Source organism: Microvirga lotononidis, assembly GCF_034627025.1.
Taxonomy (GTDB): domain Bacteria; phylum Pseudomonadota; class Alphaproteobacteria; order Rhizobiales; family Beijerinckiaceae; genus Microvirga; species Microvirga lotononidis.
Genome location: NZ_CP141049.1, coordinates 1,021,011 through 1,041,615, shown reverse-complemented (window position 1 = coordinate 1,041,615; position 20,605 = coordinate 1,021,011). Strand labels below are relative to the sequence as shown.

The following is a 20,605-nucleotide window of genomic DNA, read 5'->3' as shown; positions in this document are numbered from 1 at the left end:
GAATGCGCAAGACTGATCCTGCTGAGATCATCATCGGCATTGACACTCACAAAGAGGCCCACGCCGCCGTCGCCATCAACGGGCTGGGAGCCCGCCTTGGGGCAATGACCCTGCCGGTGACCAGCAGAGGCTATCACGAGATGGAGAGCTGGGCTCAGTCCTTGGGTCCCGTTCGCGCCTTTGGGATCGAGGGGACAGGCTCTTATGGGGCTGGCCTGGCACGCTTCCTGCAGGAGAGAGGCCACAATGTCATCGAGGTCAACCGCCCCAATCGCCAGATCCGGCACCAGCATGGCAAGAATGACCCGCTTGACGCTGAGAACGCGGCCCGCGCCGTTCTCAGCGGCCAGGCAAGGGCGGCTCCGAAGTCGGGCACCAGCTCCGTGGAAATGATCCGCCATCTCAAGGTGGCGCGAGACACCGCCGTCAAGAGCCGCACCCAGGCGATGGTCACCCTCAAGACGATCATCGTCAATGCTCCCGCTGCCTTGCGCGAGAGCCTTGACGGCCTCACCGGCAAAATGACCCTGATCCGCCATTTAGCCGCCTTGAGACCAGGAGCGATGACTTCGCCAACAGCCTCAGCCAAAGCAACATTGCGCGCTCTCGCCCGGCGCTGGCTGATGCTCGATGCTGAGATCAAAAGCCACGATGCCGATCTCGATGCTCTGACCTCCGCCTGCGCGCCGACCCTGAAGGAGGCTCATGGCATGTCGACCGGTACGGCTGCCGAGATGCTGATCCTCGTCGGCGACAATCCCGAGCGCATCCGCTCGGAAGCAGCCTTCGCCAAACTGTGTGGCGCCTGTCCCATTCCGGCCTCGAGCGGCAAGACTTCACGTCACCGTCTCAACCGCGGTGGCCATCGTCAGGCTAACGCGGCTCTATATCGCGTCGTCATTATCAGAATGCGCAGCCATCCACCAACTCTTGACTATGTCCGTCGACGAACGGCAGAGGGTAAAGGTAAGATGGAGATCATTCGTTGTCTCAAGCGCTTTGTCGCGCGGGAGATCTTTGGCTATCTCTGCCGAGCCAGAAGGGATCCCACGACGGTCCCTTCGACCTCTTGACCTCTATAGGAGCATCAATGCTCTGGCGGAAACCGTCATCGGCCTGTTCAAGGCCGAAGTGATCCATCGGCGTGGTCCGTGGCGCTCGTTTGAGGCGGTTGAGTTTGCCACCCTAGAATGGGTCGACTGGTACAACAACCGGCGCCTGCTCGAGTCCATCGGCAGCATTCCGCCCGCCGAGGCGGAAGCCACCTACTATGCCCAGCTTGAGCTCACGCCGATGGCCGCATAGAATCCAAGCCAATTAGCCTCCGGAAAATCCGGCGCGGTTCACCCGCACCGCCGCCCGGCTCCACAGGGCAAAGGGCAGGCCCAGCTCGTCGGGCGTGTGCCGGCGGATCAGCGCGCGGACCTGCGCTTCCTGCTCGACCTGGAGAAACCGGCCTGTGCCAGGGGCCGGGCCGCGCGGCCCGCTGGCCAAGCCGGCCTGGCCCTGCTCGGCGAAGCGGCGGCAGATATCGAAGACGCCGGTGCGCGTCAGACCCACCTGCGCGGCAATGGCATCATAAGTCAGGCCGCTCTCGCGCAGGCCGATCACCTGCCGGCGGCGCTCCTCTTGCGCGGCTGCTGGCAGCTTGCGCATGTCTATATGCTTCATCCAGCCAAACTGGAGTCTTCCGCAGCAGATTTCAAGAGTACCCAAGCCGGATCAATAAAACTACAATAAAGCCAAAAGAGACGCTTGTTGGACGCTTCAGCTTGGGGGAAGGTTCAAGGAACGGGCTAGATCCCGGATGATGCTATCTCTGATTACAAGAGCATCCTGGTCCTGCTCATCTTCCCCAAACTGAGTTTCCGCTGAATTGGAGCTGGCAACCAGCTGAGGAGCCGCTTCTTGCGACTGGAATACTTCGAGGTGACTACTGAGGGTATCGAGCAGGCCGTTGAGTGCCGCATCTGTGATCTCAATCTCCTGCGCTGAGGGCAGCCCGGCTAGAGCTATGTAGCGGGCCTGGTAAGCAGAGTCGCCCGTAATTTCGGGACCAAACCAGGCCAGCGGCTGAAACATGTGCGTCGGCTTGCTTGGCTCTGCCGTGACAGTAATCAAATCCAGTGGTCCCGGTTTGAGGAAGCGGCGGAGAGTGACGGTTTGCAGGCCGATATTCAGGCTGATGCTCAAGTACTCCACTCGTCCAGCAGTCAACTCCAATAGAGCCTCGGCCTGAGCGCGGGAAATATTCGTGGCCTCCTCGACACGACCGGTTGGATGGTTGGTGACCAAGACGAGCCGACCCGCCTCCCCCTCGACTTGGACATAAATGTCCTGGTCCGGGCGATCCGGAAAGTAGCCCTGCCGGATGTGGTAGCCTCCTCTCTCCTTCTCAATCAGACGAGCCAAGGAGGGCGCAAGTTGAAAATCGTGGGCGTTGCTCATCAGGTATTAGCCTTCCAAAAAGGGTGCCACTGGCGGCTCCAGCTCACGACGTGTTTTGGTGTGACGACGGATAGGGGAAGAGAGTTCGTCACGTTTAGCCAGACGCAGGCTGATGGCTTGCAGAGCGCATAGGTGACCTTCACCGAAGCTCTCTGTTAACCAGCTATGCTAAATTTACTCTAGCCAGTATTTGCGCGAGGCGTTCTTACCGCGCCATGAAGGTTTGCCCGCAGCAGGATTGTTGCTTTGGTCTAAACCATATACTGGCCGCCGTTCACCGGCAGGGTCGAGCCGGTGACGAAGCCGGCCTCGTCGGCAGCCAGGAAGAGCACGGAGCGGGCGATCTCCTCCGCCTCGCCGAGACGGCCGACGGGAATGAGCGGCAGGATCTTCGACTTGAGAACCTCTTCCGGGACGGCCCGCACCATTTCGGTGGCGATGTAGCCGGGTGCGATGACGTTGACGGTGATGCCCTTGTTGGCGTTCTCCTGCGCCAGGGCCTTGGCAAAGCCGACCACGCCGGCTTTGGCCGCGGAATAGTTCGCCTGCCCCATCTGACCCTTCTGGCCGTTGATGGACGAGATGATGATGATGCGCCCGAACCCGCGTTCGCGCATGCCCTCGATGACGGGCCGCGTGCAGGTGAACATGGAATCGAGATTGGTGCGGATGACCGCCGACCACTGGTCGTAGGACATCTTGTGGAACATGCCGTCGCGGGTGATGCCCGCGTTGTTCACGAGAATGTCGACGGGGCCGAGCTCCGCTTCGACGGCCCTGATCCCGGCCTCGCAGGCCGCGGCATCGGAGACATCGAACTTGAAGACCGGAATGCCGGTCTCAGCTTTGAACTGGTTGGCGGCTTCGTCATTGCCGCCGTAATTCGCGGCAACCTTGTAGCCGGCGTCTTTCAAGCCCTTTGAGATCGCGGCACCGATGCCGCGGGTGCCACCGGTAACCAATGCAACACGCGCCATGCTGCTTTTTCTCCCTTTTGGGTTGATGGAGTATCCTGCTGTCATCTTAACGTAACCTTTCCGCATCTCGGGTTTGAACATCTCGTTGGGGCGCTGGCGAGGTACTTTCAATAGGTTAAGAGCTGACCTTGAGGGCGTGATAAAGCACTTCTCGGCTCAGTATGATGGCGCGGCCCTGACATGTTGCTTTCCTTACCTTTATCACATTGATCGTGCAGTAACCCAAACCTGAAGGATCCAGTCGGCAACTCCTGCAGGCTCGCGACGTGGACCTTGCAAAGGGCGTGCCAACCGCGCAGAGAGCACGAATGCAGTAGATGCATCTCGGTTTGCAATTCGGGGGCTCTGTCAAGCTCCAGTGCTAAGTAGGTCTTCATAAGACTTGCAACGCAAGCACTGCGGGTGTTCCCTGGAGAGCATGCAACACCATGATCACTCTCCCGAAACGTGGCTCGACGAGGCGGATCGCAAGCGGCTTACTGCCGCGCTTTCTGGTGCCCGTGAGGCCCGGGTGTATCGCCGCCTCGAGGCGCTGCTGCTGGTGGCCGAGGGCCATCCCGTCGCCGAGGCGGCCCGCCGCTGCCGGGTCAACCGCTCCAGCGTGCACCGCTGGCTCGTCCAGTACCGAGCCGAGCATGAGGCCACGGCCCTGATCGACCGGCCGCGCAGCGGACGTCCCCGCCGTCAGCCGAGGCTCACGCCGCAGCGGCTGGCGGCGGCCCTGGCGCGCGACCCGCGCCGCTGCGGCTACCAGGCTACGAGCTGGACGGTGCCGCTGCTGGCCCACGACCTGGCCGCGAAGGGCCTCGCGGTCAGCCGCCAGACGCTGCGGCGGCGGCTGCACGAAGCCGGCTATCGTTGGAAGCGGCCGCGCTATGTCTATGTCGCGCGCGCGGCTCACCTGCCGCAGAAAAAGATCTCATGGGCCAGCGACCGCCGAACTGGTGAAGTAAGGCGGTCACCTCACCTCACCCTGGAGGCCGCTCATGTTCTCCTCTCCCTCAGCCGACGCTTCAGTCTCGGACAGCACCCACACGATCTATCTCGCCCTTGAACTCAGCCGCCGCTCCTGGCTGGTGGCGCTGCATGCCCCCGATGCCGCGAAGATCGAGCTGCATCGGCTTCCCGCCGGTGATGGACAGGCGGTGCTCGACCTGCTTGCCCGCATCCGGACCCGCGTGGAACGACGCACCGGCGTGAGCCCACATGTATCGTGCTGCTACGAGGCCGGCCGCGACGGGTTCTGGCTGCACCGCCTTCTCGAGGCGCACGGCGTCAGCAGCCATGTCATGGACCCGAGTTCGCTGCAGGTCGACCGCCGGGCCCGGCGGGCCAAGACGGACCGCCTGGATGCCCAGGCTCTGCTGCGGGCGCTGATGGCCTGGTCCCGCGGCGAGCCGAAGGTCTGCTCCATGGTCCGCCCACCGTCCCCGGACGAGGAGGATGCGCGTCGTCCGAGCCGCGAGCGGGCCACGCTGCTGCAGGAGCGCATTCGCCTGGTCAACCGGATCAAGGGGCTGTGCGCGACGCAAGGGATCGACGACTACGAGCCGCTGCGGCCGGATCGCCGCTCGCGCCTGGCGCAGCTGATCACGGGGGATGGCCGGCCGCTGCCGCCGCGGCTGTCGGCGGAGATCGCGCGTCAGCTCGACTGGCTCGAACTGGTCCTGCGGCACCTGGCCGAGGTCGAGACGAGGCGCGATGCCGACGCGGCGGCGGCACGAGCCGCGTCCTCGTCCAAGCTTGGGACCTTGCTGCATCTGAGGGGGATCGGCTCTGAGATTGCAACTGTCCTCGCCAAGGAGGTGTTCTACCGATGCTTTGCCAGCCGGCGCCACGTGGCTGCCTATGCGGGACTGACCCCCAGCCCGTTTGCGAGCGGCCGCCGCTCGCGCGAGCAAGGGATTACCAAGGCGGGCAACGCCCGCGCCCGCAAGGCGCTGATCGAACTCGCCTGGCTGTGGTTGCGCAACCAGCCTGACAGTGCACTCGCGGTCTGGTTCCGCAGCCGTGTGGGGTCGGCCACCGGGCGGGTCAGACGCATTGCAATTGTGGCGCTCGCCCGTAAGCTGCTGATCCTGTTGTGGCGCTATGTCGAAACAGGCGCCCTGCCAGCCGATGTGGCCGTGAAGCCCTGAACCCGCTTGCGCACTGGCGCGGGAGTGTCAGCGCGTGATGTCTGAGGGGAGTGCGACCGCGTTGTCCCCCCTGGCTGGAACAATGCCGCGAAAAAGAATGGTCGCGCTCACCCCGGAGCCCGTTCCCGACGCATGCGGGATTATGGTCAGGGCTTGGGCCCAACCGGATATAAGGTGATGCGGACGAACGGTTCGCATGAGCGCCATCGGGCTCAGCCTCGGAGGTCACCGCAAACTGTCGAATCCCGCCCTTGAGTAGACGGACAGTGTCGGAGCGAGTTGCCCTCGGGCAGTCTCCAGGATGGCTTGGAGCTTCGGCCGGCCCTCAAGCCCTGCGCCTGCGGCGCACCGCGAAGCGGCTGCGGGACTTGACCGCCCGCCTCGCCCAAGCTGAGAGCCGCCATGCCAGAATGGCAGGCTTTGAACTCGGCTTCCTTTGGTTCGACCCTGTCGGCCAGGTCAAACTCTGACTTCGATCCGGCACACCGCCTGCCAGCGCTTGACGGATCGGCCCATATAAGGGGGGATCACCCGACGCCTGAAGGCGGGCTGGCACAGGAGCGATCGGCTGCTGTGCCTCGACTGGACGCTGCTGCGGCTGTTTCCGCCGCTGCGCGCGACCTGGGCGCTCAAGGGCACGCAGGCCCTCGTGCCGATCACCGGCCGCAATGCCAAGCGGGTGCTGTTCGGGGCGATCGACTTGCAAAGCGCGCGTCGGGTGGTGCTGATCCGCACCCGTGCCGGTCAGGCCGATGCCCAGGCGTTCCTGCGTGCGCTGCGGCGCCGCTACCGCAAGGCTGGCTGGCTCTGGCTGCTCACCGATCGGGCGAGCGCCCACACTGCCCCGCAGACCCAAGCCCTGGCCGACCGGCTGCGCATCCGGTTCGTGTGGTTGCCCCGGCAGGCGCCCGAACTGAGCCCGATGGATCAACTCTGGCGCGAGCTCAAGCGGCTGATCGCGGCCAACCGGCAGGCGGCTTCCATCGATGCTCTGGCCGCCGAGGCCGCAGCCTGGGTGCTGACGCTGACGCCGCAACAAGCGTTCCGCAAGGCCGGCATGCTGTCCAAACGCTTCTGGCTCAGAAAGCTGTTGCAGAACTTTTGGCGACCTACTTAGCCCCTGAGCTTTGCAAACATCGGCGCTGTCAGCATAGCACCGAGTAAGCCTTTGCTGCGGACGTCCCGTTCCCGTTCATATGCCAGGTCGAGATCACCAGCGTATCGATCAGGACTTGCCGTGAGAGCTCATCCTTGGGCCCAGCCATGCACGTTGGTAGCGTGATCACGCCTGCCCCGGCGAAGGGAAGCGCCTTGTGCGTGGCAGGGGCGCTTCCCTTCCAGCGAGAATCGACCCCCAGCCGTTCCTTCAAGGACTGAAGCAGAATGCCTGATGTCCAGCGCGTTGGCTGTACCGGAATCAGCACAGACGCCGAACAACATGGCCTTAGAGCGCGGCCAACAGCAGGCTCAGGCCGATCAGGGCGGCAAAGGAGATGGCAAACCGCACAGCGGCTTGTGTGAATGTCGGAGCATGCGTCGGAGCAAAGACAGGCGCAGCAACCTCGATCGGCGGCATGATGAAAATCTCGATGAGTTCGGCAGGTTCTGGAGAGCTTGTGGAGGGGGCGATCAAATCGTGTCGCTCGGCGACGCTATGTGTCCGATTTCTGCACGGGTGTCTGTAGCCGGCAGGTCACACGGCGGGTCTTGAAGCGCGTGATCCGCCAGTCTTTGAGAGCAGCATTGCCGTTGGCTCAGAATGACGTACATTCAGGATGTGCGCCATTTGCTTGGCACACCAGCGCCCCGGTCGAGGTTTCAGACAGCGCCTCAACTGGGGCGCTTCTCCCTCATTCACCCTGAGACGCGCTGCCTCGGTTGTTGGTCTTCACGGCGGGTTGGCCAAGCCAGGCGCACAACTCCTCCAAGGACGGAAAACTGTGCTCGATCTCCCGGAACGGTGCGGGCCGCTTGCTCCGCGGCAGCTCCTCCAGCAGCTCGGCGGTCCAGATGTACGGCTGGCGCAGGCCGCTCCTGACTACGCTGGCCACGATGGTGTCGTCGAGGAGAAGGTCATAGGCGCCGGGCGCCAGCTGGATCAGGCTGTAGATCATTGCGGGGTCTTGTCCGAGGCCAACTGGTGATAGATCCACTCACGAGCCTTGACCAGGGCCGTCTCCCGCTCCGGCGCCATGATCAGGGTCGGCTGCCGGTCGGGCCAGGAAACGAGGGTTATCCAGTCCAAGCCGCTTGGGCTGAGGCGGATGCGATAGCCGTGATGGTCGACGAGGTCAGCGTCCAGAGAGGGAGAGGGATCGGTCATCATGGGACAAGTGGGTCTTGTTGTGCGGGAGTGACGTCTATAAGCGCGGCGCGCCTTTGCTGGGCTGATATGTGGTGGGCCTGGAGGGACTTGAACCCCCAACCAGACCGGTAGGATGGGACGCCGTTTCCACGTGGGGGGACAACGTCCTTCCTCCGAACCGGACGTGCAGTGGAGTAGGGCATCGGCGAGTTACCTTCCGGTACTTTTCCGGTGCCCTCTCCCCAAACCGGACATGAGTCTTTCGGTCTCATCCGGCTTTCCGGTGTCTTATCCTCTCACGCCATCCAGAACGGTCCCGGTGGATGTCCTGGTGGCACCGGGTACAGACGACCAGAGTTTTGCGACGGCGTGAGGCCATTCGCTTGACCCACAAGGGTTGGTCTTTGCGACCCGGTCGATCCAGATCTGCGAGACGGCGGACGTGGTGGACCTCGAAAGGTCCCTCTTCGGAGCCGCAATGCTCGCATTTCTGGGCAAGGAGACGTTGGACGACCTCGCTGCGGACGCCGCTGAAGACTCTGGGCGGACGGTCGCTCAAGATCGCATCCTCCTTCCATGCCAACGAGATGCCGCCGAACATAGCCACAAGTGGCTTCTGGCCCTCCCCCCGCTCCCGTGTGACGACCAGGGCCGTCTGGGTGCGTCCTCGATCCTCCACCTCCATTCGCAGTCGACGATAGATCGGGGCGATCTTCGTCTTGTGCTTGTTGGCGAGGGTGCCGAGGAGTGAAGTGCGCATCACCTGATGCACCCTCCAGAGGCGATGGGCATTGAATGCCAGCAGGTAGTATTGGACCAAGCCGCGATACTCCGCTCCGTATTGGCTGACGATGCTGAAGTCGGCATCGTGCAGCCGTTCGGGTCGGTGCACGGCCTTTCCATCCCTCATGTAGCGGCGGCATTGCTTCGCGATCACATCATTCGGGACTTTCAGACGGACCAAGCCATTGATGATGCGCTGACCACGTTGGTCGTGCTTTTCATCGGCATGGAGTGCCACGACTTCGTATCCGAGGAACCGCGCCGCATGGTGGCGGGCGTGGGTGATCAACGTCTTTGCCTCGGAGAGTTCCAGCCGCAATGTCTCGCGAAGGAACTGGCCGATGCGGCGTTTGATCTCCTCAGCTTCGTGTCGGGGGCCGCTGAATCCGAGCAGCCAATCGTCCGCATACCGGACATACCAAAGCCGTCGGAAGTCTGGGTCTTCAGGATCACGGGAAGGCATGGCTTGCGCTTGCTTGCGCAGGCGCCTTGCCTCCTCATGGTCACCTCGATCCCCTGCTCGTCGAGCGGCGTTGATGATGGCCTTGTATCTGGGATCATTTCTGCGTCGGTTACCCCGATTGTGGATCGGGAGCAGGTTCTCCTCTACGAACCGATCTAACTTGTCGAGGTAGATATTAGAGAGGAGTGGGCTGATGACACCGCCTTGCGGCGTGCCGCTTATGGTATCATTATAGCGCCAGTCCTCCATGTATCCGGCCTTGAGCATGTTAGATACGAGGCGCAGCAGTCGGTTATCTTGGACGGTCTCGGACAACGTCTCCAACAAAACCTCATGGCAAATGTTGTCGAAGCAGCCTTTGATATCGCCCTCGATGAACCATTTCACGCCCCGCCATTTTTGGGTGATTTCCCGCAGCGCCGTGTGGCAACCACGTCCTTGGCGGAAGCCATGGGAGTGGTCGCTAAACCGTGGTTCATAATAAGCGTCCAGCAGGAGGCGGAGAGCTTCCTGCACGAGTTTGCTCGACCACGTCGGAAGACCGAGCGGGCGCTTCTTCCCATCTTTCTTTGGGATATGCGTCCGTCTCGCTGGGGGCCATCGGTAGGCTTCTCGGCGTAGTGCGCCGATAATGCCGTCGATCTTCTCCAGTGACATGGCGTCCACGGTCTCAGCCGTGACGCCAGGGGTCATCGCTCCGTCGTTGCGGTGGATACGCCCATAGGCGCGTAGGTAGAGGTCCCGGCTGTAGAGTTGCCGGTAGACACCTTCGAGTGGCAGGCCTCGCTTGCCACGATCAGAGTAGACGGCCATGACTGTTTCGGCGCTTGCCATTTCGGCTACCTCATAGCTTTGACCATCAAGGCACCTGCGGTCCTTCGCCATGTGGACGGTTTTCCCGCCCTCAAACTACTACGACCACTCCGTCGCCATGGGCCTCGCGGCCGGTAGGCGATCCCGTGTCCGTGCGAGTCGAACGTGTTAGCGTGACGTAGGTCTCCCGTTCGTCCCCTTAAACAGCCTCATTGGCCGTCGCTCAGCAGAGGAAGTTTTTGGACGGCAAAAGCGAAACCGTCCTATTCTGCCGACCGCGCCCTGACATGCCGTGGCGCGGGATGTGCGGTTCCATCGCTGGAGACTAGGATTCAAGCAATCCAGCCTTAACCTTATCGCGCGGGCCTTGCGGGGCGTTGGGTCTGGCATGTTCGCTCAGCCCCCGCTTTACCACCATGCTCTTGTCCCTTAAGGCTTTCGCCATCCGGTAAGGTGGTTGACCCAGAAGCATTTCTTCCGGCTCCTCTCATCTTGGATGAGGATTCGACTCGCCGTTTTCACGGCGCACGCTTTGACCGCATCCGGCTCTCCATCTATCCGCTCCGTTGGGTGTAGCTGGTGGGGGTGGCAGGATTCGAACCTGCAATAACACCGTTATGAGCGGCGGGCTTTCACCGTTAAGCTACACCCCCAACTCGGCCAATATGTGATCCTTCCCCCGCTTTGTTAAGCGTTTGAGGGACATGCCGTCGTATTCTCCAGCATGTATCTTAACATGGCATTCAGAGCAAACCGGGATTTGCTTCCGGTTGATCGCCGCCATTTTGCGGGTGAAGGCATCCAGATGCTTGTTGATCGTCCTGATATGGCGAACATGGTGCATTTGAACATTATCACATGAGCCGCAGATGCAGCAGGCGTCGCTGAGGAGGGATCGAGACATTCTCCGCATGTGGATGCTGAGGTTTGCCTCCGGTGATCTCTCCGAGCTGACGAGGAACCTCATTGGGTTCTTCGACCAGTCAGTCCGGTCTCGGAATGCAATGATCTTCCCAGTGGGTGTGGGAGCGCTCAGGGGATCTCCGTATTGTCGGAAGACCTTCCGGACGCTGGACTTGTGTTTGTGCGCGAGTGTCTTGGCTAAGGAATATTTGATAATAAACCTTATCCGCGACAGGTCTCCGAAGTTGTCCACGAAGCTGTAGTAGTTCATGTAACCCAAGAAGATCGAGTTGAAGGTGTCGATAATTTGGGTGTCTTCGAAGTTGATCAGGGAGCTGAACGAAGTCGGTTTCCCGGCCTTGTCGCATATCCCTTTGTCGCACAGACGGTTGATGATCGTGGGGATCGGGGCTTCCATCACAGGCTGCCAGCCGGCAATCCTCTTGGTGAAGGTTCGACCATGCCGAGTTAACTTGTGAACGCGAGCCTGTCCCGTGCTCATCCTGATGCAGGTGCCGAGGAACCTTGCGGTTTCCGTTTTAGCATGCCGGATATGGGTTTTCTCATCGCTGAGGGTCAACCCTAGCTCGTGCTTGAAGTAGGACGTGCAGTCTGCCTTCAGGTCGTTGGCTATTGTCTTGGGGCCGTTGACCCCAACCATCCAGTCGTCTGCATACCGAACGTACTTCACCCTGATGTAGGAGCCATCCAGCTTAATGGAATTCATCTTCATAAGCATGGACTTGAGCTTCCTGATTTGCGCAAGAAGTTCAGCTCGTTCTTCTGGAGGCGTGCTCTCAAGACGCTTGCGCGTCCGTTCCAATTTGCTCGTGACGTTTCGATACTCCGTCGACAGTCCCGGCTTGGCTCCCTTCTCGATTTCCTTCTTCCTCTGTTGAACGTATTCATCGAATTCGTTCAGGAAGATGTTGGATAGGATCGGGGAAAGAACACTTCCTTGGGGTGTCCCGATCAGGCTGTTCACCGGGGTATGGAACTCCATGTAGCCAGCCTTGAGGGCTTTCCAGATAAGGCTCAGGAACCGTTGGTCGCTGATTCTTTTCCGGAGTACGTTTACAAGTCGGTCATGTGGGATCGTGTCGAAGCAGCTTTTTATGTCTCCTTCGATGATCCAGATGACCCCATTCCAATTCTGCCGCACGCTGCGCAGCGCGGTATGTGTTCCCCTTTCCGGGCGAAAGCCATGGCTATCGTCTGAGAACGATGATCCGTACGGGCTGTCGTAGATAGCTTTGAGGATCATTCGTATGGCTTCCTGCACGACCTTATCGCGCGGCGTCGAGACGCGGGCTTCATAATGCACCTCATGCGGTAAGCGTTGGGGGTGTCGGATGAAGGTGTCCTGATTTGGCAATCCAGGTCCGGAGGCGTTGATCCAAGGCGGCATCGATCGTGATCGCGTACGGGCCTTTCGGCCTGCTTCGCGTAGGGGAGATAATACCGCGTGCGATCCAATAATGAACGACCCAGAGGCTGACGCCATAGCGTTCCCCCACTTGGCGCACGCTGAGGCTGCCGGCCGGCGGTTTGGGCGCAGAAATCCGGTGCTTGTAGCGGATCCATCGGATGGCGCCGACCGTGAAGGGCTTGCCTGTCGCACTGCGCTGACCTTCCGCGCGCAACAGGGCGACAATGTCACCATCAAGGTGATCGATTGACAGCCCGCGAATGCGCGCGACAAAGGCCTCGGGATACCGGATCGCCTCAGCCCGGTTCTGTGGCAGCCGGAGTGGCAGGATTTCCGTCTCGCCCCCTTGCCAGCGAACGTGCAAGCGGACGATCTTCGGCTCCGGTCCCCGCGTCACGGTGATGTCGCGCACCAGCAGGCGCAGGATGCGCTTGCGGTCCCGTGCCGTCGTGGTTGGCGCCGACCACAGGCGAGGAAAGTTCTGGGCCAGCGCGAGGATCTGGCGCTTTTGCTCGGCGGTGACGGCGCGCATCGTCTTGTGTTCAAAGGCCGCGAGCTCGGCTTCGAGATCATGCAGGCGCTGCAGGGCGTCGTTCCAACGTGTTTCGAGCGTCGCGGCGATCAGCCGGTTGGCGGGATCGACAGCTTCGTAGCGCCGCTCCGCCAGCTCGGCCTCGTAGCGCGCCCGCTCGATCCGCATCCGCCACTGCGCGCCGACCTCGCGAGCTCGATCGTTACCGGCGTGATGGCGCTGACCAGGCGATCGGTGATGGCCTGATCGAGCGGCGCTGACGGGACACTGAGGCAAGCGCGGGGTGCCAAAGCCTCGCGGTGCTTCCACACACATTGATAAATCGGGTAGATCCCGCCATTGCCGGTATATCGGACGCCGAGACGGCGACCGCACACGCCGCAGAGGAGCAAACCTTGCAGGAGGCACAGGCCTTCGCGCACGGGACCAGGAAGCTCTTCGCCATTGGTGCGATTGGCCGCCAGACGCTCCCGGTTGACGACGAACCGGTCGGCACAGATATAGCCCTCGTGATGATCGGGGATCACGATGCGCCAGGCGTCCTGCGGCATCAAGCGCGACCGCGAGCGGATCTCCCCGGAGGGCTCGACCTCTTTCGACGATTGGTATCGCCCGAAGACATACATGCCGGCATAGGATGGATTGGCCAGGACGCCGAGCACCCGCGAATGGGTCAGCCGGCCCCAAATCAGCTTGCCATCCCAGGCGCCGCCATACGCCCGGCGTGGGAAGCGCAACCCGAGTTCATTAAAGCGTTGGACGACGCCAAAGGCCGTGCTCTCGCGGGCGAACAGATCGAACACCATGCGCACGGCACCCCTGACCTCCTGGTCGGGGTCGATCACAATCTGATCACCGTTCCAAACCAGCCCGACCGGCAAGGCGAAGCGCAGCTCACCCTTGGCAGCCTTGTTGAGTTTACCGCCGTGGAGGCGCGCGCGGATGATGTGCAATTCCGCCTGGGCGAAGGTCCCCTTCATGCCGAGGACGAGGGAGTCGTTGAACTCGGCCGGATCGTAGCAGCCATCCTCGTCGATCACGAGGGTGTTCGTGATGGCGCACAGCTCGAGCAGGCGGTGCCAGTCCTGGTTCGAGCGGGCCAGCCGGGATGCTTCCAAGGAGAAGATGGCCCCGACCTGGCCCATCGCCACATCGCCGACCAGGACCTTGAAGTCCTCCCGGTTCGTCATCGTGGCACCGGATTGACCCAGATCGCGGTCGAGAACCCGGATCTGCTCCGGCCGCCACCCGAGCGACGTTGCCTGGGCCATGAGATTGTACTGGCGCTCCGTGCTCTCCTGATGGAGGCGGACTTGCCCCATCGTTGACTGCCGAATGTAGATGCAAGCCTGCCGCGACAGGTGTCGTGCGGCGATCTTCGCACTCATGATCATCGGGCCCCTCCCAGTCGGAGAGCGGGGCCGCGGCGAGATAAGACACGACCATATCGGCCACGATGGCGCCCGCCTTGGCGAAGTCGAGGGCGACGAGAGCCGGATCCATGGCGGTCTATCCAATCTCTTCGCGTCGACGCAACAGTTCTGCGTTGATCGCGCCAATCTCGTCGAGCGCGTCGCGCAGCTTGCGGAAATTGGCGATCAATTGCGCGGCATGCGGATAAGCGTTGTTGGGGACGTAGTCCCTTCGGGGGCGACCGCCGGGCTGAGGGATGGACAAATATCGCTTCGGACCGTGACCTGGTCCGTTCATGCAGTGGCAGTTTGGGCGCCCACAGCGTTTGTAGGTCTCGATCAGCGAGCCTCGCAGCACCTGCTCGATGGGCGGCAAGCCGCGCGCGAGCCTGTGGCGGCGTTTGCGCAAGGCCGCTGATGAAAGGTGTTGAATGTCCATCGGACCGACTCACCAGTCTGTCCGAGCGAATCAAAAGATGGGTCATCGGTCAACCTCGGATTGCTCGTGTGCGAGAGCGTCGATCAGCTCGGCCAGTGCGACGAGGCCGAACGCATCGATCAGCAAGGGAATGTTCGTGGCGGAGGCTTGCGCCTCTGGCCACGCCCAGTCGGTCCAGTCCCGCGGCATGGCAAACGAGCCGAGATCAGCGTGGCGCAGGCTCAATGTCTCGACGCCCGAGACGCGGCGGACCTTTAGAACGACAAACCGCTGTCCGCGCAGCGGATGGAACGGGTGGATGACCTCAGCCGATCCCAAAGGTTGGTTGGATCCAGGTGCAGTTCGCTGGGGGTGTGGGAACGCCGAGCGGACGTGTCTTGCCATTTGCCTTGGGGATGCAAACCCGTCGTGACCGGGAGAATGAGAAGCGTTCGCTTCTCATATCGTCGATGATGTTTTCTATGGTCTTGATGGAGAAGCCGTCGAGAGTTCCGCCATCGACTCCCGGGGTCATGTTTCCCGGTTTACTCTTCAGACTTTCATACGCCGTGACATACAAGCTTGGCTTGTAGAGCAGGCGATAGAGGTCTGAGTTCACATATCCGCTTGTCGAGTTGGATTTGCGAATTGCCTCAAGTCTCATCAGGGCTTTGTCCCCAATCCCTGGAGATCCTGGGTCGACTTGTGGCTGGATAGACTGCACCCCTTCGGATCCCCGGTTGATTGGACCGGAGTCGATTGTGACGGGATGTCTTTCATCCATCATCATCAACCTACTATGGGTGCTCCGTGGCCATGGGGGTCGCCCCCTTTAGGCCATCCCCAACTTCATCATGTTTCCGTGATGTCCGATTTAGGCACTCCGTCCGTTCCCACTCCTGCTTCTTGCAGGCAGCCGAGCATTCATAGGTTGATCCGTGCTCATAACTATCACGGATCAGAATGTCCCAGGGTGTCAGCCACTTTCCCTGTCGTCGTCCGGTCCGGGCTGGAACTAGAGTTCAAGCAATCAGGCCTTTGCCTTGTCGGACTTACCTGGGTGCCCTCTCGGGATTTATGGCTATCCCTCAACACCCTTTTGACGCCATGCTACGGTCCCCTCGGGGTTTTCCCTTTAGGTAAGGCGCTGGTTTACATACGATCCTACAGTATGACCGCCTTTCGGCGGCGACGAAAACACGCCTCGTTGGGCGCACTTATGAGCGGCCGGCTCTGACCATTGAGCTACAGGCCCCACCGTAGCCGCCATGACCGGCCTCGGCAGGCGGGCTGTACTGGCTATACCCTCAATCTTCAAGCAATCCGACAGGAGGCCCTGTGTCCTGGATGGGATCAGCGCCCGCGCGGCTGCAGCGATCGGGCGAGGTCGCGGATCACACTGTCCTCGATCGTGAGCCCGTCGAGCTCTTGGGGTTCCTCGGCATCGAAGGAGGCCTCGGATCTTGCCAGGCCCTGAGCCTGCTGAGCTGGAGACGCCTCTGCCTCCTGATCGCGGTGATCCAGGGCATCGAGCAGGTTATGGAGGGCCGCATTCGACACCTCCCCTTCTGGCACGGAGGGCAGCCCGTCGACGGCAATGGCGCGCAGCCGGTAGCTCGGATCAGCCGAGACCTCGGGCCCGAACCAGGCCGGCGGCTGGAATTCCCCTACGGCCGCGTCGTGCTCGAACGCCACGCTGACCAGATCGAGCGGTCCCGGTGTGACGAAACGCTGGAGGCTGGCAACATGATCGCCAAGATCGACGACAATGCTCCGATACTCGATCTGTCCTGCGGTCAAGCCGAGCAGGGCCTCAGCCTGCGTCGGGGAAATCTCAGTCGCGTCTTCGCTCGGATCTTTCACGGAATGGGAGGCAAGGACCAGGTGGCCGGTATCGCCCGTCACCTGCACATGCAGGCTGCGGGCGGGATGTTCGGGAAAATAGCCGTGCCGGACGAGGTCGCCTGCCCTCTCCCGCTCGATCAGCCGGGCCAGGCCAGAGGCCAGCAGAAAGACACGGGTGGAACTCATCGGTCGGCCTCTCTTCATCGGGCGGTAGCGCCAAGTTAGGTTTTGGGCACAAGCCAGGAAAGGCAACCCGCTCCTCTCGCCGCGACAGTCCATGGGTCCACGATGGTCTCCTGACCCCTGGCCGCCAACGGCATCCCCTCACCCTTTCCCGGCGATCCGGCGCCTGATCAGCGTGTGCGCCTCCGCGATCAGGGTTTCGCGATCGCCCGCCAGCAGGATCGTCGGCCGTTGGCCCTGCCGTGCGATGAACGAAACCCAGCCGGTCTGCGTCGGCCCGAATTGGATCCGATAGTCCTGGAACTGCACCTCTTCGATCAGGTCAGGACCGGACAAGGCCTGAGATGCCAGATCGGGTTGCGACTTCATCGCTCGCGCCTCACCGTTCGCAGGGCTGACCTCTCGGGCTGCCAATCACGGATCCGCGGCCCCGGCGCGGAGGCAGCCGAGACGAGAGCCAGGAGGTAGCCCTCCTTCACGAGCGCCAGCGCCGGTTCGGAGCCACTGCGGATCAGGGCGACCTGCTCCAGGATGCGCCGGACTGGGCGCAGCGGCGCAATCACTCTCCCGAAAGGGGTCTCTGTCATATTCAGGGCCTCGTTCATGGCCGCTGTCAGGCGTTGCGGCACGAACCAGTTCCCGGCCGTCGCGAGCGGCAGCGTGCCGCGCATCAGCTGGACCTGCCGGTAGTGAACAGTTTCGCCGGGATCAAGCGCGAGAGCCGGCAGAACGTACTCGGGGATGATTGCCGGTGCAAAGCGCTGATGGACATCGACGGTGATCGGCCCGTCTGGGAGGCCATGCTCTTCGCACCAGGCCAGAAGCGTTTCCGTTGCTGTTGCCCCGGCAATCAGACGCGTGTTGAGTGCCCAAATGAGGGAATTCGGATCCGCCGGGGCTGTCATGATGGTCGCGCCCTCTGCCCGTTGGCGGTCGCCTGCCGACCCATCGCGTGCGAGACAAGCTCCAGCTCGCGATGGGACAGAGCTGTCGGCGGCGGGGTCAGTACCACGTTGTTGATCGGCCGCGTGGGACCGATAGTGGCCGCGACACACAGGGCAGCCAGCTTGTCCACCACGCCCGGGCTGTGCCATGAACGCTATCCATTCGACGCCGTTCAGCTGAGGAGAATGTCGTATCCGTCGTACTCAAATCTGCTCCTGATCAAGCACAAAGACCGAATGGATAATCCCGCACAGATCTTGCTCTGAATGCCACATAGAGCGGCTTCGTCGCAAATTCGGAGAAGGGACGAGCGAAGGGCAGACGCTTGGTAGCGCGGTTAGGCAGCGAGCAGCTCGAACTGCTCGGCGATAGTTGGCTGCCGGCTGCAGGCGGATCTCGCCTGTTGCTTGCGCATCATGTGCACCATCTCGACGCCACCTAGGATCGCTTGCGCGGATGCCACCGACTTGAACCCGAGCATCGGTCGAACTCGGCGTTTGATGGCGCGGTGGTCCTGCTCAATGCGATTGTTGAGATAGGCACTTTGCCGGATGCGAATGGGTTTCAGGTCACGCTGCTATCTGTTCTCGAGCCGATCTGCGGTATCGCAGGACAGGATGGCTTCGCGGTTCGTTGGGCTGCCGTCAATCACGATCCGCTCGGGCCGGCCGTTGCGCTTGAGTGCCTTACGCAGGAACCGCTTCGCCGCGGTGAGATCACGCCGTTCGGTGAACCAGAATTCGACCGTATCGCCATTGCTGTCGATGGCTCGATAAAGATACATCCACCGCCCGCGGACCTCGATGTATGCCTCGTCGATGCGCTACTTGCTCGCGACGCCTCTCTTGCGTGAGTTGAAGCGCTTCAGCAGTTCGGGCGAGTACCGGATAACCCACCGGTGAATGGTTGCGTGATCGACGGAGACGCCGCGCTCGGCCATCATCTTCACCAGATTCCGGAGGCTGAGATTGTAAGCCAAGTACCACCGGGTGCAGAGCAGGATTACGGTTCGATCGAAATGCCTGCCCTTGAACATTCCTGTCCCCGCTGCTGTGACAGCAGCCACCGTAGCTGAAACTTTGAACCGAAAGGTTTGCGACGGAACCTGTCAGGACTGAGGTCCAGGATTATCTCAAAGTACGGGCTGTCGCTCACCTAGCCACCGATCAGGTGATAGCCTAGCAGTTCGCCATCCAGTCAGTCTTGAGGTGGATCTTGGTCGAGAAGTCCTCGCGCGAGCGGCCCAGGGCCTGCCGACTCTGCGCCCTTGGCGCCTCCTGATGCCGAGACATGATCATAATGGGCTGAGGCGCTTCGTTTGGACCGAAATCTATGTCCATCGTATTGGTGTCCGAAACCAAAGTATAGCCGTCCGTAACCGATGCGACGAGCTTCACCTCCACTAAGATAATCAAGTTATGGTCGCGACCGTGCTAGTCTCAGATCGTTAATTATCTCCGGAATTGGTTGAGCTGACGATCTCCTATGAAATGATCTGCTGTCGGGAGGACGGCTCCAAACCTACACGAAGCTCGGGCGCTGGAGGCGCAAAATGATTTCCTCTATGCTGAACCCAATTTATCTATGTTACGAGACCACGCACTGGCTGTTGAGTCCCGCGCGCGCTTCGTCCGATATTACAAAGCTGTTCTTCGATAATCCCGGCAATCCGTTCACCAACACACCCTACGGACGCACCGTTTCCGCGGCCTGCGAGCTCTTCGAGCGAACCACCCGCCGCTACACCAAGCCCGACTTCGGATTCACGACCACGACCATCGGGAACCAGGATGTTGCCGTCACCGAGAGAATCGTCTGGGAGCACTCCTTCTGCCGCGTGATCTCCTTCGAACGCGATCATGAAAGGGCGGCTTCGCAGCCCAAGCTTCTCATCGTGGCCCCCATGTCCGGACACTACGCCACGCTTCTGCGCAACACGGTGGAAACCTTCCTGCCGACTCATAGGGTGATGATCACAGACTGGGCGGATGCCAGCATGGTGCCACTGGCCGACGGCCATTTCGACCTCGACGATTACATCGATTATCTCAAGGCGATCTTCCGGGAGTTCGGTCCCGACCTCCATGTGATGGCCGTCTGTCAGCCGGCCGTGCCTGTGGTGGCCGCCATCGCCCGCCTCGAGGCCGAGAACGATCCCGCTATTCCCCGCTCGATGATCCTGATAGGCGGCCCCATCGATACTCGCCGCTCGCCCACCGCCGTCAATCGGCTGGCGGAGGAGCGCGGCATTGAATGGTTCAAGCAGCATTGCATCATGAAGGTGCCGCCGACCCATCCGGGCTTCTGGCGTGACGTCTATCCAGGCTTCCAGCAACTGTCCGGCTTCATGGCCATGAACATCGACCGGCACCTGACCGCCTATTGGGAGATGTTCAACCACCTCGTGGAGGGCGACGGCGACTCGGCCGAGAAGCACCGGGAATTCTATGACGAATACCTCGCCGTCATGGACCTCACTGCCGAGTTCTACCTGCAGACGGTCGACAAGGTGTTCGTGAGGCATGAACTGCCGAAGGGCGAGATGATGCATCGGGACCAGCCGGTGGACCTCATGGCCGTCCGACGCTGTGCCATCATGGCGATCGAGGGCGAGCGGGACGATATTTCAGGTGTCGGCCAGACCTTGGCGACCCTGGACCTGACCCCGAACCTCCCCTCGGACAAGAAACTCTATCATCTTCAGGCCGGGGTCGGTCATTATGGCGTCTTCAACGGTTCTCGTTTCAGGGCTCAAATCGCTCCTCGAATCGCTGAATTCATCGAGAAGCACGAGCGCTCAACCTTATCGACACGCGGTTCGACTACATGTGGTGCAGTGCCTTGGCACCAATCTTCACTGCCTAACGAAGGTTCAAGCACAGGTGACCAGGCGCTGTTCAGCTCCCGATGCGGGATCCTGGTTCGATAATAGTGGCGCAGCCGGTTGGCGGCCCCTCTTATCGATTTGCGCTTGCAAAGGGAAAGACGGCAGCTATGACGGAATTTAGGTG

At 61.3% G+C, this 20,605-nt stretch carries 22 protein-coding genes, 1 tRNA gene and 2 pseudogenes; 7 read left to right on the top strand and 18 right to left on the bottom strand.

Annotated features, from left to right (window positions below; genetic code table 11):
• Positions 1-2 precede the first annotated feature (2 nt).
• Positions 3-1,073 carry an IS110 family RNA-guided transposase gene (locus U0023_RS28800; protein WP_009489085.1) on the top strand — a complete coding sequence of 357 codons (1,071 nt, stop codon included), beginning with the start codon at positions 3-5 and terminating at the stop codon, positions 1,071-1,073.
• Between the two features lie 16 nt (positions 1,074-1,089).
• Positions 1,090-1,305, top strand: a pseudogene (locus U0023_RS28795) (integrase core domain-containing protein); the annotation flags it as partial.
• Positions 1,306-1,317: 12 nt separating this feature from the next.
• Here U0023_RS28795 and U0023_RS28790 read toward each other — a convergent pair.
• The 3 genes from U0023_RS28790 to phbB all read right to left on the bottom strand — a co-directional run bounded on the left by U0023_RS28790 (position 1,318) and on the right by phbB (position 3,425).
• Positions 1,318-1,656: a helix-turn-helix domain-containing protein gene (locus tag U0023_RS28790; RefSeq protein WP_322883812.1), complete on the bottom strand. Its 339-nt coding sequence runs from the start codon at positions 1,654-1,656 to the stop codon at positions 1,318-1,320.
• Positions 1,657-1,767: 111 nt separating this feature from the next.
• The gene (locus tag U0023_RS28785; RefSeq protein ID WP_009489088.1) at positions 1,768-2,448 is read right to left on the bottom strand and encodes a CYTH domain-containing protein; all 681 of its coding nucleotides are present in this window, start codon (positions 2,446-2,448) and stop codon (positions 1,768-1,770) included.
• Positions 2,449-2,699: 251 nt separating this feature from the next.
• Positions 2,700-3,425 carry an acetoacetyl-CoA reductase gene (gene phbB, locus U0023_RS28780; RefSeq protein WP_009489089.1) on the bottom strand — a complete coding sequence of 242 codons (726 nt, stop codon included), beginning with the start codon at positions 3,423-3,425 and terminating at the stop codon, positions 2,700-2,702.
• A gap of 418 nt (positions 3,426-3,843) precedes the next feature.
• Here phbB and U0023_RS28775 point away from each other — a divergent pair, with 418 nt between their 5' ends.
• The 4 genes from U0023_RS28775 (at position 3,844) to U0023_RS28760 (ending at position 6,680) form a co-directional block, all read left to right on the top strand.
• On the top strand, positions 3,844-4,479 hold the full coding sequence (locus U0023_RS28775) for a helix-turn-helix domain-containing protein (RefSeq protein WP_245272843.1): 636 nt from the start codon (positions 3,844-3,846) through the stop codon (positions 4,477-4,479).
• Positions 4,412-5,563, top strand: a complete 1,152-nt coding sequence (locus tag U0023_RS28770) for an IS110 family RNA-guided transposase (protein ID WP_009489212.1) — start codon at positions 4,412-4,414, stop codon at positions 5,561-5,563. The genes U0023_RS28775 and U0023_RS28770 overlap by 68 nt, the downstream gene beginning before the upstream one ends.
• Before the next feature lie 266 nt (positions 5,564-5,829).
• On the top strand, positions 5,830-6,033 hold the full coding sequence (locus U0023_RS28765) for a hypothetical protein (RefSeq protein ID WP_154660886.1): 204 nt from the start codon (positions 5,830-5,832) through the stop codon (positions 6,031-6,033).
• Positions 6,034-6,089: 56 nt separating this feature from the next.
• Entirely contained in the window at positions 6,090-6,680 is a 591-nt protein-coding gene (locus U0023_RS28760) for a transposase (RefSeq protein WP_322883854.1), read from the top strand.
• A 327-nt stretch (positions 6,681-7,007) separates the two neighbouring features.
• Here the strand turns inward: U0023_RS28760 and U0023_RS28755 are convergent, their stop codons facing one another.
• The 15 genes and pseudogenes from U0023_RS28755 to U0023_RS28685 form a co-directional block, all read right to left on the bottom strand.
• Positions 7,008-7,196, bottom strand: a complete 189-nt coding sequence (locus tag U0023_RS28755) for a hypothetical protein (protein WP_040637825.1) — start codon at positions 7,194-7,196, stop codon at positions 7,008-7,010.
• A gap of 217 nt (positions 7,197-7,413) precedes the next feature.
• Complete coding sequence (locus tag U0023_RS28750) at positions 7,414-7,677, bottom strand: hypothetical protein (RefSeq protein ID WP_009489093.1); 264 nt, start codon at positions 7,675-7,677, stop codon at positions 7,414-7,416.
• On the bottom strand, positions 7,674-7,889 hold the full coding sequence (locus tag U0023_RS28745; RefSeq protein WP_009489094.1) for a hypothetical protein: 216 nt from the start codon (positions 7,887-7,889) through the stop codon (positions 7,674-7,676). The genes U0023_RS28750 and U0023_RS28745 overlap by 4 nt, the downstream gene beginning before the upstream one ends.
• Before the next feature lie 247 nt (positions 7,890-8,136).
• Complete coding sequence (locus tag U0023_RS28740) at positions 8,137-9,948, bottom strand: reverse transcriptase/maturase family protein (protein ID WP_009489095.1); 1,812 nt, start codon at positions 9,946-9,948, stop codon at positions 8,137-8,139.
• A gap of 556 nt (positions 9,949-10,504) precedes the next feature.
• A tRNA-Ile gene (locus U0023_RS28735) sits at positions 10,505-10,580 on the bottom strand.
• Entirely contained in the window at positions 10,571-12,094 is a 1,524-nt protein-coding gene (locus tag U0023_RS28730) for a reverse transcriptase/maturase family protein (RefSeq protein WP_009489097.1), read from the bottom strand. The genes U0023_RS28735 and U0023_RS28730 overlap by 10 nt, the downstream gene beginning before the upstream one ends.
• Positions 12,095-12,155: 61 nt before the next feature.
• Positions 12,156-12,959: a hypothetical protein gene (locus U0023_RS28725; protein ID WP_052600406.1), complete on the bottom strand. Its 804-nt coding sequence runs from the start codon at positions 12,957-12,959 to the stop codon at positions 12,156-12,158.
• The gene (locus tag U0023_RS28720; protein WP_322883814.1) at positions 12,881-14,185 is read right to left on the bottom strand and encodes a recombinase family protein; all 1,305 of its coding nucleotides are present in this window, start codon (positions 14,183-14,185) and stop codon (positions 12,881-12,883) included. The genes U0023_RS28725 and U0023_RS28720 overlap by 79 nt, the downstream gene beginning before the upstream one ends.
• Positions 14,186-14,300: 115 nt before the next feature.
• Entirely contained in the window at positions 14,301-14,642 is a 342-nt protein-coding gene (locus U0023_RS28715) for a DUF6788 family protein (RefSeq protein ID WP_009489099.1), read from the bottom strand.
• A gap of 42 nt (positions 14,643-14,684) precedes the next feature.
• Positions 14,685-14,960: a Y4bD/Y4pK family protein gene (locus U0023_RS28710; protein ID WP_009489100.1), complete on the bottom strand. Its 276-nt coding sequence runs from the start codon at positions 14,958-14,960 to the stop codon at positions 14,685-14,687.
• On the bottom strand, positions 14,947-15,285 hold the full coding sequence (locus U0023_RS28705; RefSeq protein WP_009489101.1) for a reverse transcriptase family protein: 339 nt from the start codon (positions 15,283-15,285) through the stop codon (positions 14,947-14,949). The genes U0023_RS28710 and U0023_RS28705 overlap by 14 nt, the downstream gene beginning before the upstream one ends.
• A 689-nt stretch (positions 15,286-15,974) precedes the next feature.
• Positions 15,975-16,652, bottom strand: a complete 678-nt coding sequence (locus U0023_RS28700) for a CYTH domain-containing protein (protein ID WP_009489102.1) — start codon at positions 16,650-16,652, stop codon at positions 15,975-15,977.
• Between the two features lie 138 nt (positions 16,653-16,790).
• Positions 16,791-17,018 carry a hypothetical protein gene (locus U0023_RS28695; protein WP_009489103.1) on the bottom strand — a complete coding sequence of 76 codons (228 nt, stop codon included), beginning with the start codon at positions 17,016-17,018 and terminating at the stop codon, positions 16,791-16,793.
• Positions 17,015-17,554 (bottom strand): hypothetical protein, encoded by a 540-nt coding sequence (locus U0023_RS28690; RefSeq protein ID WP_009489104.1) that lies wholly within the window; start codon positions 17,552-17,554, stop codon positions 17,015-17,017. Before U0023_RS28690 ends, U0023_RS28695 begins: the two co-directional genes overlap by 4 nt.
• 377 nt (positions 17,555-17,931) lie before the next feature.
• Positions 17,932-18,630: pseudogene (locus tag U0023_RS28685) on the bottom strand (IS6 family transposase).
• Between the two features lie 516 nt (positions 18,631-19,146).
• On the opposite strand from U0023_RS28685, the gene U0023_RS28680 reads away from it, so the two are divergent.
• A complete protein-coding gene (locus U0023_RS28680; RefSeq protein WP_009489108.1) occupies positions 19,147-20,523 on the top strand; it encodes a polyhydroxyalkanoate depolymerase in 1,377 nt (458 codons plus the stop codon).
• The last annotated feature ends 82 nt before the right edge of the window (positions 20,524-20,605 follow it).